The 18470-nt window shown below is 40.9% G+C and carries 19 protein-coding genes; 5 read left to right on the plus strand and 14 right to left on the minus strand.

Annotation, left to right across the window (positions count from 1 at the left end):
• Positions 1-6 precede the first annotated feature (6 nt).
• A complete protein-coding gene (locus tag BFS30_RS25955; protein WP_069381967.1) occupies positions 7-1077 on the plus strand; it encodes a DUF3667 domain-containing protein in 1071 nt (356 codons plus the stop codon).
• A gap of 211 nt (positions 1078-1288) precedes the next feature.
• On the opposite strand, the gene BFS30_RS25960 is transcribed toward BFS30_RS25955, so the two are convergent.
• From BFS30_RS25960 to BFS30_RS26020, 13 genes are all read right to left on the minus strand, one after another.
• The gene (locus BFS30_RS25960) at positions 1289-2575 is read right to left on the minus strand and encodes a citrate synthase (protein WP_069381968.1); all 1287 of its coding nucleotides are present in this window, start codon (positions 2573-2575) and stop codon (positions 1289-1291) included.
• Positions 2576-2700: 125 nt separating this feature from the next.
• A complete protein-coding gene (locus BFS30_RS25965) occupies positions 2701-3243 on the minus strand; it encodes a DUF3347 domain-containing protein (protein ID WP_069381969.1) in 543 nt (180 codons plus the stop codon).
• A 134-nt stretch (positions 3244-3377) separates the two neighbouring features.
• On the minus strand, positions 3378-3881 hold the full coding sequence (locus BFS30_RS25970; RefSeq protein ID WP_069381970.1) for a hypothetical protein: 504 nt from the start codon (positions 3879-3881) through the stop codon (positions 3378-3380).
• 44 nt (positions 3882-3925) lie between these two features.
• On the minus strand, positions 3926-4858 hold the full coding sequence (gene miaA, locus BFS30_RS25975) for a tRNA (adenosine(37)-N6)-dimethylallyltransferase MiaA (protein WP_069381971.1): 933 nt from the start codon (positions 4856-4858) through the stop codon (positions 3926-3928).
• Positions 4859-5698, minus strand: a complete 840-nt coding sequence (locus tag BFS30_RS25980) for a hypothetical protein (protein WP_237028667.1) — start codon at positions 5696-5698, stop codon at positions 4859-4861. It abuts the gene before it with no gap.
• Positions 5686-6066 (minus strand): DUF1801 domain-containing protein, encoded by a 381-nt coding sequence (locus tag BFS30_RS25985; protein WP_157263059.1) that lies wholly within the window; start codon positions 6064-6066, stop codon positions 5686-5688. The genes BFS30_RS25980 and BFS30_RS25985 overlap by 13 nt, the downstream gene beginning before the upstream one ends.
• 272 nt (positions 6067-6338) lie before the next feature.
• Entirely contained in the window at positions 6339-7415 is a 1077-nt protein-coding gene (locus BFS30_RS25990; RefSeq protein WP_069381973.1) for an MBL fold metallo-hydrolase, read from the minus strand.
• 18 nt (positions 7416-7433) lie between these two features.
• Positions 7434-9305, minus strand: coding sequence for a DNA topoisomerase 3 (locus tag BFS30_RS25995; RefSeq protein WP_069381974.1), 1872 nt, complete (start codon positions 9303-9305; stop codon positions 7434-7436).
• Positions 9306-9307: 2 nt separating this feature from the next.
• On the minus strand, positions 9308-10207 hold the full coding sequence (locus BFS30_RS26000) for a histone deacetylase (RefSeq protein WP_069381975.1): 900 nt from the start codon (positions 10205-10207) through the stop codon (positions 9308-9310).
• Positions 10208-11068 carry a bestrophin family protein gene (locus tag BFS30_RS26005; protein WP_069381976.1) on the minus strand — a complete coding sequence of 287 codons (861 nt, stop codon included), beginning with the start codon at positions 11066-11068 and terminating at the stop codon, positions 10208-10210. It abuts the gene before it with no gap.
• A complete protein-coding gene (kynU, locus tag BFS30_RS26010; RefSeq protein ID WP_069382679.1) occupies positions 11065-12354 on the minus strand; it encodes a kynureninase in 1290 nt (429 codons plus the stop codon). The genes BFS30_RS26005 and kynU overlap by 4 nt, the downstream gene beginning before the upstream one ends.
• A 135-nt stretch (positions 12355-12489) precedes the next feature.
• Positions 12490-13095 (minus strand): DNA-3-methyladenine glycosylase, encoded by a 606-nt coding sequence (locus tag BFS30_RS26015; RefSeq protein WP_069381977.1) that lies wholly within the window; start codon positions 13093-13095, stop codon positions 12490-12492.
• Positions 13088-13564, minus strand: a complete 477-nt coding sequence (locus BFS30_RS26020) for a GAF domain-containing protein (RefSeq protein ID WP_069381978.1) — start codon at positions 13562-13564, stop codon at positions 13088-13090. Before BFS30_RS26020 ends, BFS30_RS26015 begins: the two co-directional genes overlap by 8 nt.
• Positions 13565-13670: 106 nt before the next feature.
• Here BFS30_RS26020 and BFS30_RS26025 point away from each other — a divergent pair, with 106 nt between their 5' ends.
• From BFS30_RS26025 to BFS30_RS26035, 3 genes are all read left to right on the plus strand, one after another.
• Entirely contained in the window at positions 13671-15839 is a 2169-nt protein-coding gene (locus tag BFS30_RS26025; RefSeq protein ID WP_069381979.1) for a S46 family peptidase, read from the plus strand.
• Between the two features lie 70 nt (positions 15840-15909).
• Entirely contained in the window at positions 15910-16161 is a 252-nt protein-coding gene (locus tag BFS30_RS26030; protein WP_069381980.1) for a hypothetical protein, read from the plus strand.
• Between the two features lie 423 nt (positions 16162-16584).
• Complete coding sequence (locus BFS30_RS26035) at positions 16585-17172, plus strand: hypothetical protein (protein ID WP_157263060.1); 588 nt, start codon at positions 16585-16587, stop codon at positions 17170-17172.
• Positions 17173-17241: 69 nt separating this feature from the next.
• Here the strand turns inward: BFS30_RS26035 and BFS30_RS26040 are convergent, their stop codons facing one another.
• The gene (locus tag BFS30_RS26040) at positions 17242-17466 is read right to left on the minus strand and encodes a CDGSH iron-sulfur domain-containing protein (protein ID WP_069381982.1); all 225 of its coding nucleotides are present in this window, start codon (positions 17464-17466) and stop codon (positions 17242-17244) included.
• Positions 17467-17878: 412 nt separating this feature from the next.
• Between BFS30_RS26040 and BFS30_RS26045 the strand changes: the two genes are divergently transcribed.
• The gene (locus tag BFS30_RS26045) at positions 17879-18040 is read left to right on the plus strand and encodes a hypothetical protein (protein ID WP_233602992.1); all 162 of its coding nucleotides are present in this window, start codon (positions 17879-17881) and stop codon (positions 18038-18040) included.
• Positions 18041-18470 lie beyond the last annotated feature (430 nt).

Consider the following 18470-nt stretch of genomic DNA (forward strand, 5'->3'; position numbering starts at 1 on the left):
CCATATATGTCAGGTAGATACCGTAAAGAAAAAAACTGTTTAAACTGCGGCCATACGGTTGAAGATCATTTCTGTTCGCATTGCGGACAGGAAAACATCATCGTTGAAGAAGATGCTTTGCACATGATCGTTCATGCAACAGCTGATTATTTCCATTTTGAGTCGAAGTTTTTCGGCACAATAAAGCCCCTTCTGATAAAACCGGGATGGCTTACACAACAATACGTGGACGGTAAAAGGGTAAAGTTTATTCACCCTATCCGTTTATATATTTTTGTGAGTATTGTTTTCTTTCTGGTGATCCTTAGTGGTGGTCACAAAGCAAAAAAACATGTTGAAGTTGCTCCGGAAACAAAGGAAGAAACACTAAAAAAAGACAGTCTTCAAAAAGATGGCCTTACAAGACTAAAAGAAGGTCTTTCGACCGTCCCGGTTCCCGGAGCATTGAAAGACAGCATCATTAGTGACATTAATAAAAACGCAAAAGCACGTAAGAAGGATCAGGAATCCGAGCCGGTATATTTCAAGCTGGACAGTGTATTACGGGGGAAATTTGAGACAGTCGAGGACTACGATAAGCACCAAAAGAGCCTGCCGAAATCAGAGCAGGACAATTTCATTGAAAATTATATCGCTAAAAAAAATATAGATCTTAAAGATTATCCCGGTGATATAGGGAAAAAGGTGTTGGAGGATTTTCTTCACAATCTCCCAAAGATGATGTTCCTCCTGCTCCCTTTATTCGCATTACTATTAAAGCTGATATATATCCGTAAAAAGAAATACTATTACGAACATCTGATCTTTTCTTTTCACCTCCATTCGGCATTATTTCTAAGTATATTGATTACGATATTTCTTAGCTGGCTCTCAGGCTTCGTTTATAATGCAACTGGTTTTATGCGGGGAGCATGTTTCTTTTACATTGTTTGGTATATCTACCGTTCTTTAAGAACCTTTTATAACAGTAGCCGATGGATCACTGTTTTTAAGATCTTCTTCCTTTTGTTTGGTTATACCATTTTGGTTTCCATCACTTTTCTTATTGGAATCCTGATATCGGTTGTACTCATGTAATACCAATAAAATATTGTTAAAAGAGCGGAAAAATATATTTTTCTGCTCTTTTTATATAAGCCCAGGCCCAAGCTCACATTGGCCATCTTTATAGAATCCTCAGGGAATAAATTCCCCGCTTCATAAACCAAAAGAAAAACATCTTGAAATAAAAAAGCGATCGGGTAAATAGTATTACCCGATCGCTTTTTTTATGACGTTTTATCAGAGATTATCTGGCGCTGATGTCCGTAAAATCTCTGTTGGTATGACCTACATACACCTGACGTGGGCGACCGATAGGTTCTTTGTTCTCATGCATTTCTTTCCATTGTGCAATCCATCCCGGTAGGCGACCTAAGGCAAACAATACCGTAAACATATCTGTAGGGAAGCCTAAAGCCCTGTAAATGATTCCTGAGTAGAAATCAACGTTAGGGTACAATTTACGTTCTACGAAGTAAGGATCGTTTAATGCAGCTTCTTCCAGTTTTTTCGCAATTTCCAGAACAGGATCATTGATGCCTAATTTCTCCAGGATCTCATCACAAGCTTTCTTGATGATTTTTGCTCTTGGATCAAAGTTTTTATAAACACGGTGACCAAAACCCATCATACGGAAAGGATCGTTTTTATCTTTTGCTTTGTTGATCCATTTCTCTGTATCTCCACCATCTTCTTTAATGCGCTCCAGCATTTCGATTACAGCCTGGTTTGCACCACCATGAAGCGGGCCCCAAAGTGCTGCGATTCCTGCAGATACTGAAGCGTACAGGTTACAGTCTGAAGAACCTACCATTCTTACTGTTGAAGCAGAACAGTTCTGCTCATGATCAGCATGAAGGATCAGTAAAGTATTCATTGCTTTTACTACTACCGGATCAATTTCCACTTCTTCCGTACGCTGACCGAAGATCATGTTTAAGAAATTGCTAACGTAGTCGTATTTATTTTTTGGATAGATCAGCGGATGACCTAAAGATTTTTTATAAATGAAAGATACTATGGTTGGGAATTTCGCCAATAGTTTGATCATGGTCAGGTCCATGGTCTCCGGATCAGAATTTGCATTTAAAGATTCCGGATAGAATGTTGACAATGAGCACACCAAAGAAGCCAGTTGCGCCATTGGATGAGATTTAGAAGGATATCCATCCAAAAACTTCTTCATGTCTTCGTGAATCAGTGTATGACGACTGATCGAAGCCTGAAAATCATCCAGTTGTTCTTGTTTGGGTAAATCGCCATATATAAGCAGGTAGGCTACCTCCAGAAAAGTTGATTTTTCTGCAAGCACTTCGATTGGGTAACCGCGGTATTTTAAAATTCCTTTTTCACCGTCTAAAAAGGTAATTGCACTTTTTGTTGATCCCGTATTTTTGTAACCAAGGTCTAATGTAATGTGACCTGTTAAATCTCTAAGCTTAGAAATATCTATCGACTTCTCCCCTTCGGTACCTGTAATAACGGGAAATTCATAGACTTTTCCGTCAATCTTAATTTCTGCAATATCTGACATATATATATCTTAAATTTATAATAAACAAAACTAGCTAATCCTTTTTGATTAGCATTTAATCAGCTATAACAAAGCTGTTAAATAATTATTAAATGTGAGTCAAATCCAAGTAAGAATCCGAGATTCTACTTAGCTGGTTTAAGTTCTTCAAGAACAGCGCCGCACTCCATCATTTCATCTCCATAATATGGATTCTGAATTTTCTTTTCTGAAGCCAGCCAATCGCCCCCGTCTCCGTTATTTGCCATTGGGCAATGTTGAACGTAAATGGCTCCTTTCTCGATATCTGCATGTTTAAACATGGCAATCAAGTCGGAACTTAAAGCGGTAAAATCTTTTCTCTGGGCAGCAAGATCTTTAGCTGTAACCATTTTTCCAGCCGTAACAGCAGTATTTTCACATCCTTTATAACCGGACAGGTTAATTTTTAATGCTGCTGCTGCTTTTTTAGCCTCTTCAAATTTTGAGCTGACCAGCGCATCCTTTAAAGAGAGGTAACCGTTGTAAATAGCCTGTACACTGGTGTCCTTTAACTGAACACTAACAACCGCAGCCGTATCAGATGCCTGGTCGGTGGTCGTGCTATCTGCACTTAAAGCCACTTTTTGATTCGTGTTTGTACAGGATGTAGCAATCATAATTGCTGCTACAGCGAAGTATCTTTTCATATAAGTGTATTAGTTTTTATGAATAACAGATCTATGATATTCTGTTTTTTGGTTAAATTACCATTTTAAATTTAAATAAATAAAAAAGCCCCTGAAAAAATCAGGGGCTTAGTGTAATTAAGTCTTTTACAGACCTATAATTTAAAGCCATAAGCTACACGTAATGCGACCTGACCTGTGTTCAAACCATCTTTAGGCAAGCCTTCATACTTCACACCAAGGTCAAGCCCATTACTCCATGCATATCCTATTGCAGGAGAATAAAGGAAAGAAGTACCGGAGTTTTTTGTCACACCAAAGGCAGCGCCAATCTCGCCAAGACCATATAAGCCAGAACCACTCTGATCAAAAAACACTTTTACCCCAGCTTTAACAGGGATATATCCATAATCAGGGATATCTACATTATTTATTGTTTTTCCTAAAAAGTGCGTATAACCCGTTGTTACCGGAATAGACACTTGTTTGGAAACGTCAAATTGCATTCTTGCATCGGCGCCAATTGCGAAATTATAACCATCGCTGGTTGGTACACCTAAATTAACACCTACACCAAGTTTTTGCGCATTAACATCCGTACTTAAAAATAAAGCCACTGCAGCTACTGCCGAGGCTATAAAGGTTGTAGACTTTTTCATGCCTAGGTCATTACAAAATGCATGCCATCGGCTTTTTTATATACTTAGAGTCCCTTTCGATGAATATAAGCACCTAAAACCTGGCTAAATAGCTGATCAGAGTCCTGATCGGTGTCGAACCAATGAATAACGACTCCATCCTTTTCCATTTTCCTGAAAAAAGTCATCTGACGCTTTGCAAACTGACATATTGCAGTTCCGAGCTGTACCTTCAACTCCGTATAACTTAGGGTCCCCGATAAATAGGCTACAACGAATTTATACTCTAAACCATAAAAAGTAAGCACCTCCGGGTCCACTCCACTTTCGAGTAAAGTCTCTACCTCCCCGATCATTCCTTCTTCCAGTCTGAGCTCCATTCTCTGGAGAATCCTTTTCCTGCGTAAGCTCACATCAGAAGTCAGCCCCACGACAAAAGGTTTGATTAAAGGCCTTTTTACCGAGACCAGTTCATGATGACTTAAATATTCTGCAATCTCTATTGCCCTGATCAATCGCTTAAATGAAGAAAGGTCGGCATGCTGCGTTAGTACCGCCGGATAACCTTTCAGAAGCTCCCTTAAATCCGCAATATCTTTCAACCTTAATTCTTCCCTCAATGGCTCATTCACCGGGATTGCAGTATACTCATGGTCCTGAAAAATGCTGTGTACGTACATCCCTGTACCCCCGCAAAGGACAGGTAGAATTTTCTTTACTGTCAGTGCTTCAAAGACCTGATAAAAATCTTCTTTGAACTCATTGACATTGTATTTTTCTCCTGCTGCCCTGATATTGATCAGATGATAAGGAATTTGTTTACCATTGATCTTATATTCTTTAAGGTCTTTTCCAGTACCAATGTCCATACCTCTAAATACCTGCCTGCTGTCGGCACTGATCAGTTCTCCATGAAGAGCCTCAGCAAGCCTTACTGCAAGTTTGGTTTTTCCGGAAGCTGTAGGGCCTAATATGACCAGTAGTGGATGCTGCTCCATTTAAAAGTATAATATGTATTTTAAATTTCCGGTGTTAAAAACCCGTATATAATCATTTTCCAGAAGAAATTGTTGCTGCTCTTCCTTAGCCATTTCTTTCATTGCGGATTGAAGTGGTATGGGCAGACGATGCGTAAAAACTCTTTTATCGTCTTTTCTGTTTAACCAGATGTCTACCGCAGGAGATTCCTTTACCAGTTTAAAACCCGATAAATCATATGCATTTCCCAACGACCAGTCTTTATCTGCATAGCTCATGAGGTCATTCGGTTGAACCAGGTTAATAAAGTGCTTCAGTAATTTACTGAATCCACCAGTAACGGTATAACCAATCAAGCTGGCAAAACGGATCAGTTCATAAGAACGGTAATCTGCAGCGATTCTGTTCATTGGCCTTCCTCCACTGAATAAAGCGACTGCAACCATCTGCCCATCGATATCCAGTGCAAATTTATATCTGGCCTTTGCCGAGGCCTGCAAATGATTTTCTTCCAGGAACTCATCGGCCTCTGCCTGGTTGATCACCAGCACCTTTGCTTTACGCCCATGAAGGGTTTTATTCTGTCCCAGAATCGAAGCTATCCTACCCAGCACCTGATTTCGTCTGGTTTTCCAGATGTCTTCCCATAAATGAACAAGGTAAATGTTTTTCTTTTGACAGTCCGTTTGAAGATCGATCAGTTTTTCAGGATCAACATTGTTTTGTAAGGACACCATATTGATCGCTACCTGCCCTTTATCCAGCAAAACCAGTCTATCTTCCCCTTCTTTAAAGGCAATGCCCTTTTCCTGTAATGCGGCAACAAAATTCAATTGCCAGTCTGCTGTTATGCTACCCAACCTTTTTCCTTATATAATTTATATCCCTCTGCCAATGCGCTTTCGATCATTGACAGGAGTTCTTCATCCAGCTGTTTGATATGAAAGCAGGATTTTCCCTTTAACAATTTCAACAACTTCGGATCAAAAACGGCTTTCATATCCGGTTCTGCATAAACCGGCATATAATAAAAACCGACATGGCCCTTTTGAATCACCACACTGGCAAAAAATACTTCTGTTCTTTTGCGACCTTCGATCACGACGTTTTTATCACTCCACAATTCATATGCGGTTTCACTATTCAGGCGATTGCTGAATCCTAAAGTTGCATAAGGCTGCAATGCGGCCCTGATGGTTTGAAATATTTCTACAAAATCCGTTTTCATGAGCATAAGGTTTATTTCAATAACAGGTTTTCTCAGGTATTGTTTATCACTCCTCAATAGAAAATAATAAAATCAGCGCACATCATGAATTAATACGTAAAAATACAGAAAATAAGGGAAAGATGAAGGTCGTCAAGATATGCTTCGGACATTGAACTGCATCTTTCAGCGCTCGGTTGTATCTTCAAAGAAATCCTGAAGAAATGTCGTTTAGAACCCAACGTAAGCAAAGCTGATTTCCGAACAGCTAAGCTATATCAGAGCAACTCGGGCTAATCAAGAAACCATTTAGAGGAAGGATAGGATTTATCCAAGATCAAAGGTTCTCCCAGCATGGGTGTGGTTAGCTGAACCCCTTCTTCCTCTGCCTTTTTAACGGCCCTCATAATGGGTTCATTCCAATCGTGAGTGGCCAGTGTAAACTTACCCCAATGTACCGGAAGAAGAACTTTTGCTTTTAAATCTATAGCTGCCTGTACGGTTTGTTCCGGAAACATATGAATGAGTGGCCAATGCACATTGTACTGCCCGCATTCCAGAATGGCAAGATCAAAAGGACCATATTGTTCCCCGTCCTCTTTAAAATGGGTATCATAACCGGAATCACCACCAAGGTATAATTTATGTTGAGCAGTCTGCAGGATGAAAGCGGACCATAACGATTGATTTCGTTTAAACTTCCTTCCCGAAAAATGACGGGCAGTTCTTGCCAGAAACTTCAATCCGTTCAGCTCCTTTTCTTCTCCCCAGGCCAATTCAGTTATTTTATCCGTAGGAACTCCCCAGCGTTCCAAATGCGCGCCTACCCCTATAGAGGTCATGAAATGTCTAGTTTTATTTTTCAGTTTAAGTATACTCTGATAGTCAAGGTGATCATAATGGTCATGACTGATCAGTATCAGGTCCAGTGCAGGAAAGTCCTCTGCTTTGACAAAATCTGTGCCTTCATAATTCTTTGTTCCGATAAAAGAGAAAGGAGAAGTTCTTGAACTGAATACCGGATCAACCAGGATCCGCATACTATCTACCTGCAACAGATAAGAAGAATGCCCGAACCAGGTAACTTTTATGCCCTCAACCTCGGAAAAATCCGGTGTCAGAAAAGGAAGTGCCTTTTTAGGTCTCCCGTTTTTATTTCCTTTGAGCATACCAAGGATGATGTCCCAGTAACTGACCCCCTCCGGCAAGGTTGGAGTTAAAGACCGGTTCGTCAATTCCCCTTGCCCGTAATTCTGAAGGGTTTTAATTTTTGTAAGCCGTTGCTGCTCCGGCAAGCTTCCGAAGACCGGTAAGTTTAGCGTCCATAAACTAAACCCGATCAATACCGCAATAACTATCACCACATACATAGGTCGCTTTATTAAATTTTATGATGCTGCAGGCGTTTCTGCAGATTTTTCTTCCTTCGTCGGACTTAGCTTTGCAGCCAGGCCATTCCCTGCCAGCAACATCTCATGCGTAATCGCCTTAGTATACTCCGTGATTTCTGCTTTAAAGTCAGCCACTGAAGCACCCGAACGGATCTCTTCCAGGCGTTTCTCCCATTGTCCGGTCAGTTCCGCCTGAGCAATTTTCTGGTCTTTCACCACATCGTATACTGCAAGTCCTTTTGCAGTCGGCACCAGGTTTCTCTTTTCACGCAGGATATACTCTCTGTTGATCAGGGTCTCGATAATCGAAGCCCTTGTTGCCGGAGTGCCCAGCCCACTATCTTTCATGGCATAGCGCAGTTCTTCATCCTCTATGTCTTTACCTGAGGTCTCCAGTGCCTTAAGCAGCGAAGCTTCATTATACATTGGTTTAGGTTTGGTCTGTTTTTCCAGAAAGGCTTTATTAACTACCGGCAATTCCTCTCCTTTTTTCACTTTTGGTAAAGAAGGGTTTTCTTCATCTTTCTTTTCTTCATCACTTTCATTGAATACCGACCTCCATCCTGCGGACCGGATTACAGTTCCATTCGCGATAAACAGCGAACCGGACTCTATGGATATCTTGGTGATCTCTTTCACACATTCTTCATGGAAGGCTTCCAGCATACGACCTACCACCATATCATAAATGGCCTGCTTATCTCCGCTTAGCTGATATGCAGACTCACCTGTAGGCAGAATTGCATGGTGATCCGTCACTTTCTTGGCGTTAACGCTTCTCTTGTTCAGCTTTGCCGTAGTCAGGAACTCTGCCTGTTTACCAAAATCCTTATGGTCTTTTAATTTGTCAATCAGATTTGGAACCCCCGCAAATACATCATCTCCAATATAACGGCTGCCAGTACGCGGATAAGTAACCAGCTTACTCTCATACAAGCCCTGTAACAGACTAAGCGTCTGATCGGCAGTAAATCCCTTACGTTTATTTGCTTCCTGCTGTAAACTACTTAAATCATGCAATAGCGGGGGCGGTTCTTTTCTCGGCTTCGCTTCAACGCTGATGATTTTACCACCATTAGGAAAACCGGAATCCACATCCTCAATTTTATCAAATAGCTCCTGAGCTTCTTCCTTTTTGTTAAAATTGTTTACAGAAACTGCTTTAAACAGCTGCCCGTCTTTATCCAGCTGAATGGCCAGCTGATAATACGTTTGCGGAACAAAGTTTTTGATTTCCAGAAAACGAGAGCAGATCATGGCCAGAGTAGGCGTTTGCACCCTTCCCAACGACAATACTGAACGGTTTCCGGCGGAGATGCTCAAAGCCTGGGTGGCGTTCATTCCAACCAGCCAGTCGGACTCTGACCTGCAATGTGCAGAGTTGAACAAGGTATCGTAATCCGTACCCGGTTTCAGGTTTCTGAACCCCTCTTTAATTGCTTCATCAGTCTGCGAAGAGATCCACAGCCGCTTAAAAGGCTTTTTACATTTCAGGAAATAGTAAATATAGCGGAAGATCAATTCGCCTTCCCTCCCGGCATCCGTAGCCACTATAATCTCCGTAGCCTCATCAAAAAGCATTTTAATGGTATCCAGTTGTTTCCTTACCCCCGGATCTTCCACCAAACCGTCTTTCGTTTTAATCTTACGGATCGCCAATTTGAATTTTTTAGGCAGCATCGGCAAATGTTGCCTTCTCCAGCCGATAAAACCATATTCCTGTGGTGGAGCCAATTGAAGTAAATGCCCAAAGGCCCAGGTAAAAGAATACCCGTTTCCTTCAATATATCCATCTTTTCTTGTCGTAGCACCGAAGACTTTCGCCAACTCACGCCCTACAGAGGGCTTTTCTGCAATTACAATCTTCATAATTATTCAAAAATATCTAAACCGATTTTAAATGTATTACAATGTGCATCTACAATATCCTTAATGTTTGGAGAATAGCCCCCACCCATACTTACTTGTACGGGTAGGCCGTTGTATTTACAAAATTGCAATACCTTCCTGTCCCGCTCTTTACAACCCTCTTTTGATAAAGCCAGCTTTCCAAGCTTATCACTTTCCAGTACGTCTACCCCTGACAGGTAGAATACAAAGTCAGGCTGATGTGCTAAAAGTAAAGGAAGTGTTTCTTCCAGTTTATCCAAAAACTGTTCATCAGCAAGCCCCTCTTCCAGAGGGATATCCAGGTCTGATGTTTCCTTTCTGAAGGGAAAATTCTTATCCCCATGCATAGAAAACGTAAATACCCGGGGTTCCTTATAAAAAATTTCTGCCGTTCCATTTCCCTGATGAACATCTAAATCTATAATTAAGATTTTCGAAGACAGTCCATTGTGCAGCAGGTAATTTGCAGCAATTGCCTGATCGTTTAACAAGCAAAAGCCTTCTCCCCAATTGCTTCCGGCATGATGTGTTCCTCCTGCTACGTTAAAGGCAATTCCATTTGCTTTAGCATGCAATGCCCCGTCAATCGTTCCCTGAGCAATTCTCCTTTCCCTTTCCAGCAATTGCGCCGTTAACGGAAAACCAATTCGTCTTTGTTCCCTTTCTGGAAGTGTTAAATCGCTGAGTTGTTCCCAGTACCCCCGATTATGACTTAACAAAACCACCTCTTCCAAAACCTCTTCCGGAGAGAACAAATTCGAAGTGCTAATTACCCCTTCATACAGCAGTTGCTCCGGGATCAGTTCATATTTGATCATCGGAAAGCGATGTCCTTTGGGCAAAGGGTGTGCAAACAAATTATGCCAGGCAATCTTAACCATTTATTTCAGGATCTCTCCTACATGTTTTTCTATATTATTACAGATCTCATCTACCGGCAGATCATTGGCATCCAAACCAAAAGGGTCTTCAATCTCTTCTGCAATCAACTCCAAACTGGCGAGCACATACAAGATAAAAGGCACGATAGGCACCACAAAATACCCCAGACTAAACACCCATCCAAAAGGAAGAGTAATCACATAGATGAAGAGAAATTTCTTAATAAAAGCGCTGTAAGAATAAGGAATTGGCGTTCGCTTAATCCGCTCACAACCACCGCAGATATCAGTAAACTGCTGAACATCTGCATTAAGTATAATCAATTGTTCCTGGCTGATCTTTCCACTTGCCTGAAGGTCAAAAATTCTCGTGGAAATACTCGTTGCAACCTGGTTTGGAATGTGTTTTCCTCCATCAACTTCGATCAGTAAACTGTTCTTTCCAAAGTACTGTTTTTCCCTTAAATGCTCTTTTAAAGCAAACGCATATTTAGGGATGGCATAGTCAAAAAATTCATTATCCTCTTTAGCCATTCTCAAGGCCTTGATTTTTATAGCAAAATTTCTGCTTACATTGGTTAGTGCACCCAGCAACCTTCGGCCTTCCCACCACCTGTCGTATGAGGTATTGGTACGGAAAACCAGCAACATGGAAATCACAAAGCCCAACAGACTATGCATCATTCCTATATTCTTTACATAAGAACTGTCTGAAAGTTTCAGGTAATTTAGTTCCAGATAAGCGATGGCCCCTGAAAAGAGGGCTACACTAATCATCAATGGCCATAATTTTCTGAAGGTATCTGCTTTATCAAAATGAAAGATAAAGGTGATCCAGTCTTTCGGGTTATAGTGGATCATGAGCGCAACTCCTTACTTATCTTTAGCATCAGATCTGCACATAGAAATACATCTTCAAAAGAATTATACATCGGGACAGGGCTTAGACGGATTACGTTAGGCTCCCTCCAGTCGCCCAACACATGGCGTGCTACCAATTGCTGAAAAACTTCCTTTCCATTCTGTTTTGCAATGATAGAAACCTGGGCGCCACGGTTCTTTTCCTCTGCAGGCGTAATGACTTTAAATTGCTCTTCTCCAAGCTCAGTATTCACTTCATTTATAAGGTAAATAAGGTAAGAAGTTAAAGTTTTACTTTTAGCTCTTAAGGGCTCAATAAACCCCGCTTTTTCAAAGGTTAACAGGGATGCATGATAGAGCGCCATAGGCATCACCTGGGTACAACTTACCTGCCAGCCATCGGCACCCGCTTCAGGTACAAATCCCTTTTCCATTTTAAACCGCTGCTGTTCCTGATATCCCCACCATCCCGCAAAACGGTTCAGTGTCGTATCACCGAAATGCCGCTCATGAACAAAGATTCCACTGATTCCTCCGGGACCTGAATTCTGATATTTATAGGAGCACCAGCAGGCGAAATCTATGTTCCAGTCGTGCAACCACAATGGAACATTTCCAGCTGCATGGGCAAGGTCAAAACCGACTATTGCACCCGCGGCATGACCTGCTTTGGTAATGGCTTCCATATCAAACCATTGTCCGGTGAAATAATTTACACCGCCAAACAATACCAATGCAATCTCTTCCCCATTTGCTTCAATCTCTGCGATGATATCTGCTGTTTCTAACGTATATGCTCCCGGCTTTGGAGTGACTTCAATAATTGCATCTTTGGGATCAAAGCCATGAAAACGAACCTGACTTTCAATGGCATACTGATCTGAAGGGAAAGCTCCGGCTTCCATAATAATCTTGAAACGCCGGCCCTGGGGCTTGTAGAAACTAACCATCAAAAGATGGAGATTCACGGTCAGTGTATTCATCGGACAAACCTCTGCCGGAGATGCACCTACGATGGGCGCCATCAATCCTTTAAGCTCTTTATGGTAAAACATCCATGGGCTGTTTCCTTCGAACCAGCCTTCCACGGCAAGGTTTTCCCAATTGCTCAATTGCTGTCCCAACACTTCACGTGCTGCTTTAGGTTGCAACCCTAAAGAATTGCCACACAGATAAATAAAAGGCTTTCCATTTTGTTTCGGAAACAAGAAATCGTTTCTCCTATCTGAAAGCGGATCTGCCTGATCCAGGCTTTTCGCAAAAGCTAAAGTGTTCTCAAATTTCATTGTTTCAAATATCAATAAAAAAGGCAGATAAATAAACCGGACACCCGTTTTGTTATCCACAATCCCGTTCGAAGTACCCGAATATAAAAAAGGCAGGGATCTACATACCTGCCCCGTTTAACTTTAGATCTAGATTTAACTATTGGGCTTACTCACGTACTTATTCCCTTTTAGGTAATACCTCCAGGGCAACAGCGCATGATCTGCAGCATAATCAACTCCTATTCTTGGGCCGGCTACAATCTCAGCTGATTGCCAATCGGAGGCCGCCTCTTCAATCCATATTTCCTCCCCGGTCAGATCTTTCGCATTCAGTAGCCGGTCGATCCCCATCGCCTTAGCCAGCGCACCGGGACCCGCCGTGATATTGGGCTTCAAAACAGACATCCCCCTTCTTTCCATCATCAGATCTACTCCAGTTAGCGGTTCCAGCCCCCGGATCAGCACCGCATGTGGAGTTTCCTTTGGCGCTGTTACCACATTGAACAGGTGATGAATTCCATAGCAAAGGTACACATAAGACAAACCACCATTTTCATACATTACTTTTGTCCGGTCTGTATAACGGCCACCATAGGCATGAGAGGCCTTATCTTCTACCCCTTTATAAGCCTCAGTTTCCACAATGATTCCGGCGGTAAGCTGCCCATCAATCCGGGTAAACAAGCGTTTTCCCAGGAGCTGTACGGCAAGGTCATTCACATCGTCATTCTGATAAAAAGAGAAAGGTAGTTTAGACATCCAATAAATTAATTATTTCCTTTAAGTACTTAGCATCAACTTCATTAAAATGAGAAAGATACTCACTATCTACATCTAATACTCCAATCACTTCTCCACCTTTAAACAAAGGGAGTACGATCTCAGACCTGGAAGCTGCAGCACAGGCAATATGTCCGGGAAATTCTTCCACATCAGGCACAATCAAGGTTTCAGCCCGTTGCCAGGAAGCACCGCAAACGCCTTTTCCTTTTTGAATTCTGGTACAGGCGACAGGCCCCTGAAACGGACCCAAAACCAATTCTCCATTTTTCACCAGGTAAAAGCCAACCCAGAACCAGCTAAACTGTTCTTTTAACGCTGCAGCGATATTTGCGAGGTTTGCGACCTGATCCGGCTCCCCACTGATTAATGCCTGAATCTGAGGAATTAACGAGCGGTACTGCTCCTCCTTACTGACGTCTGTAACAATCTTTAAATCTTCAGCCATATCGCATTTCATTAGTATTTACCCGTCAAAGATACAAAAGCCCAACCCTAAATGTTGCCAAAATTTTATCTAAGTTTGGGGTTTTATAATCAAATATACCATCGAAATGAATAAGAAAACTTTATTATTTACTTCACTATTAGCACTCGGAATCCTCCAGTTGGGCTACAAACCCTGGGATGAAGGAATGTTTCCTTTAAGTGAAATCCACAAGCTGGACTTAAAGAAAGCAGGCTTAAAGATAGATCAGAATGAAATCTACAATCCTAATGGTACCAGCCTGGTAGACGCCCTTGTTAACGTAGGCGGATGTACCGGATCATTTATATCCAACGAGGGACTTATCATCACTAATCACCACTGTGCATTTAGCGCTGTACAGCTTGCCAGCACCCCTGAGCACGACTACCTTAGCAATGGATTTGTCGCCAAATCACATGAACAGGAAATTGAAGCAAAAGGATTAACCTGCCGTATTACTGACAGTTATGAAGACGTTTCTGATAGAATTTTAGGCGCAGTAGCTCAAATCGAAGATCCCGCTTCCAGACTAAAACTCATCAATGATGCGATGAAAAATATCGCAGCAGAAGCGGAGAAAAAAGACCCGAGCATTAAAGCCGAAGTATCGGAAATGTTCATCGGCAAAACCTATGTATTGTTCCGTTATAAAACCATACAGGATGTCAGACTAGTCTATGTACCGAATCGTCAGATTGGTGAGTACGGAGGCGAAACAGACAACTGGGTATGGCCACGTCATACCGGAGACTTCTCTTTTATGCGCGCTTATGTAGCAAAAGATGGCTCTCCTGCAAAATATTCAAAAGACAATGTCCCATATACACCGAAAAAATTCCTGAAGGTAAACCCGAATGGGACCAATGAGGAAGACTTCGTATTCATTTTGGGTTACCCGGGAAAAACTTTCCGACACCGCCCTGCTGAGTTCATCAAATACCAGCAACAATATGTCCTACCTTATGTATCTGATCTGTACGACTTCCAGAATACCACCATGGAAAATGCAGGTAAGAAAAGCAAAACCACTGAAATCAAACTGGCAACCAGAATCAAAAGAAACGCCAATGTATTAAAGAACTACAGAGGAAAGCTACAGGGACTAAAAGGCATGGATCTTATTTCTCAAAAGAAAGAGGAAGACGCTGCTTTGGCAGAATTCATCAACAACAATGTCGATGTAAAAGCAAAATACGGCAGTTTAATGAGTGATATTGATAATTTATATAAACTGATTAATGGGGACGCACAGAGAGACTTATGGTTTGCTCAAATTTACAATTCCACCAGTTTGCTATCTATATCAAAAAACATCAACGCCTTCAAAATGGCACTCGATGCACAACCCATGGCTCAGAAACAAACCTTCTTTGAGCAGAACATTGATCGCCTTAAACAATCTTTGAACAGTACTTACGAGGCTTATGAGATAGAGGTAGACAGAAAAATATTCAAGAGAATGCTAACTGATGCCGCTGCATTTAATCCTATCCAGAAGGTAAATGCTGTAGATAAGATCAATAGTAAAGGATCAAACAGCAATAACCTGATCGATCAGTTTATCGAGCATACCCTTGGACTAAGCAAACTAAAAGACGAAGCATATGTCTTTAACACCCTTTTGAAATCCCCAAAAGCCATTGCCGACTACAATGATGGATTGCTGTTATTCGAAAAAGACATAGCCAGACAAATTGCAGAACTGAAACCGGAAAAAGACCGTAGAGAAGGCTTACTTAACAAGCTAATGGGAGACTACGTCAATGTAAAAGAGAAATTTAAGAAAAAAGACTTCATTCCCGACGCCAATAGCACCTTGCGTCTTACCTATGGTTACGTAAGAGGATATTCTCCTGCAGACGCTTCTTATATGAAACCCTACACCACCATTAAAGGAATACTTGAAAAAGGAACCAATGGAAACCCTGAATTCAGTTATCCTGCCCAGATAAAAACCTTATGGAATGCCAAAGACTTCGGTCCTTTTGCGAAAAAAGACCTGAACGACGTTCCGGTATCCTTCCTGTACAACATGGATACTACCGGAGGAAACTCGGGCTCACCAATCATGAATGCAAAAGGTGAGTTGATCGGTGTGAACTTTGACCGTGCATACGGAGCAACCATAAACGACTATGCATGGAATGAAAGCTATAGCAGATCAATAGGTGTTGATATCCGTTATGTACTATGGGTAGCCTCAAAAATCGACAAAGCTGACTTCCTGATTAAGGAAATGGGCGTTAAATTATAAACCATTAAAATTTACCTGAAAGCCGTCATTCTTCATTTGAAATGACGGTTTTTTATTAAGAAAAAAAGACATGAGAGTAATAGCAGAACTGCCACATCCGGAATGCAAAATCACCCTGTTCAATATGAACCAGAAATACATCGTAAAGTTTGAGCAAGGCACCCTTGAACAGAGTTATAAATTATCTGAATTAGACCTGAGTGGAGGAGGCGCAAACGAGATTTTTCAAATGCTTGATGAGGCATTTATCAGCACTGTAGTGGAAAGATTTAAGACGATGAGGGCCGACTTTTCCGCCGCTTACAACAGACAGCAATACTAGTTGACAAAAACAAACGTAAATTACTGTAAAACAGCAATATTAATTCAAAAACAAAATATTGTTCTGCCAAAAACACCAAAACAACAACATATCCGACAGCACTGAGGCAACAAACAGACAGCAATAGATAATATAAATAACATTAACAGCACTGATAAACAGTAATTTAAAAAAACCAACAAAACATTATATGGTCCATGTTTTATGCCAAATATTATCAATGTTTTATGATTTTTGAGTAGAAAAGGATAAAAAAAAGAGGTTGATCAAAACTAAGAATTTAATGATAAAAAACAAGCATATCTGTAAAAAAGCAGCACTCTATTGTCTGTTAAAAACAGCAGAATACAGGCATACAATTCTGCCAGTTAATACGTACTTTTACAACGGCATTTTTTTAATTGCCGGAAATAAGTTAGACCTATGATGAGAACGAAATTCCCCTGCTTGGCTGCCTCCCTTCTACTTGCTTTATCGGCATGTAACAAAGTTTCTGAAAGCATTCAGCGGGACACCATCATCACTCCCGATTCCATTTCTTTCGAAATCCCGGTTATCCCTGATTTAAACAACCCAAACATCGACATTAAGGATCTGGAAACCGAAGTGGATCTGGCAAAAGAAATAGCAGATCTTCAGGGTGAGCGCTTCGAACCTGAAAACATTGTAAGCATCAGATTGAACAGCATGGTGATTGACCTGATGCCTATCCGATCCGCTGATGGCAAAAGAGATAGTATTGATGCTAAAAACAATTTTGCAAATATCGGCAATATAAGAGTGAATGTGACCAATGGCGCTAAAACAGACAGCCTGGCCAGGGTGACTAACAGCAGCAACACCCTACTCGCTAAATTCAACCTGACTCCAATCATCTCTCCTGATTCCTTAAGGGGTTATGTCAATACAGCGAATATGAAATACAACCTGGTAGTTCGGGCAAATACCCCAACCACCAAAACAATGAAGGCAAAAATTGCGGCCACTTATATCCTTACTCTCCGCAAATAAACTGAAACTCCATAAAAGTAAAGCCCCGATGTCAGCAGACATCGGGGCTTTACTTTAAAAAAAGCAGAACTATGCTTTTTTCGGAGGAAGTTCAAATGCGATTGCATCGTGCTCAAAATGACCACGGTGAGCCCCATCACAAAAAGGTTTATTTGCAGACAATCCGCAACGACAGATAGAAAGGGTAGTTCTTCCCTGCAATCCATATTCATTACCCTGCATATCTACAATTTCGAAATCACCTTCAATCTTTACAGATCCGTTATTATTTATCGTTAGTTTAGTTTTTGACATGTATATTTTTTTTTGACAAAAATAGAGATTGAATCCTTAGGCAAAAGCGCTCTTTACAATTTAGATTCATTCAGATTAAGCTGTTAAAAAGTATTTAAACATCTGAACTCCGCTCCTTGCTCATTTAAAACTGCTCCAGAATTGATTATGAACTTAAAAATGCTTACATTTGCATGAAACGGGATATCATTACAACTATTCTCTTACTACTTACTTACTGATCAATCCATTTGATCGGGTTTCAATTTCTCCAGGTTGCTAATCCGTTGCCTCCCGAGAATTAAATTACATTCTAGCCAAATTGATCTATAATGGAATCAAATAAGCAGGCTTATAGAATAGGTAAAACCAGGGGAGAGAGTTATTTTTTAACTAATACATTGAATTTATGGCTAAATCTCAGGCTACCTTCATGAAGAAGCAACTAGAAAAAAACAGACAGAAGAAAAAAGAAGATAAAGAACAGCGCAAACAAGAGCGTCAGCAGAATTCTACAGGCGGTGACCTGGAAAGCATGATGGCTTATGTAAATGAATTTGGAGAGATCGTATCCACCCCACCGGAAAAAAAATAGATCAACGAGAGAAGCTGCTTTTATAGCGGCTTTTTTTACATCCCTTATTGTGCAAATATCACCTCAATACCGGACAACCTGTCCCGTTTTCTCTTCAAATTAAACCTCCTGAGCTTAGGTTATAACAACTATTTTACACAAAAAAAATCGCCAGGTCAGCCCTCCTTTACTACCTGAAATTTTGAAAGCAAAACAAGATCCCGGCAAACAAAACGCCTTAAAACACTAAAAACAAGCCGATTATAAAAGAAGTTGTTTCAATCATTTCATTATTAGACAGTTTTTTTCCAATCATCCCCCCTTATATTTTAGTATTTTAGAAAAATGTATAATTAGATTATAATGAAACTACGCAAATAGGAGAGCTATTTGAAATAGGTTAGCTAAAGTTTCTATAGGTATATGTAGAAACCCATTGATAACTCATCCT

The sequence above is a fragment of the Pedobacter steynii genome (assembly GCF_001721645.1).
GTDB lineage: Bacteria > Bacteroidota > Bacteroidia > Sphingobacteriales > Sphingobacteriaceae > Pedobacter > Pedobacter steynii_A.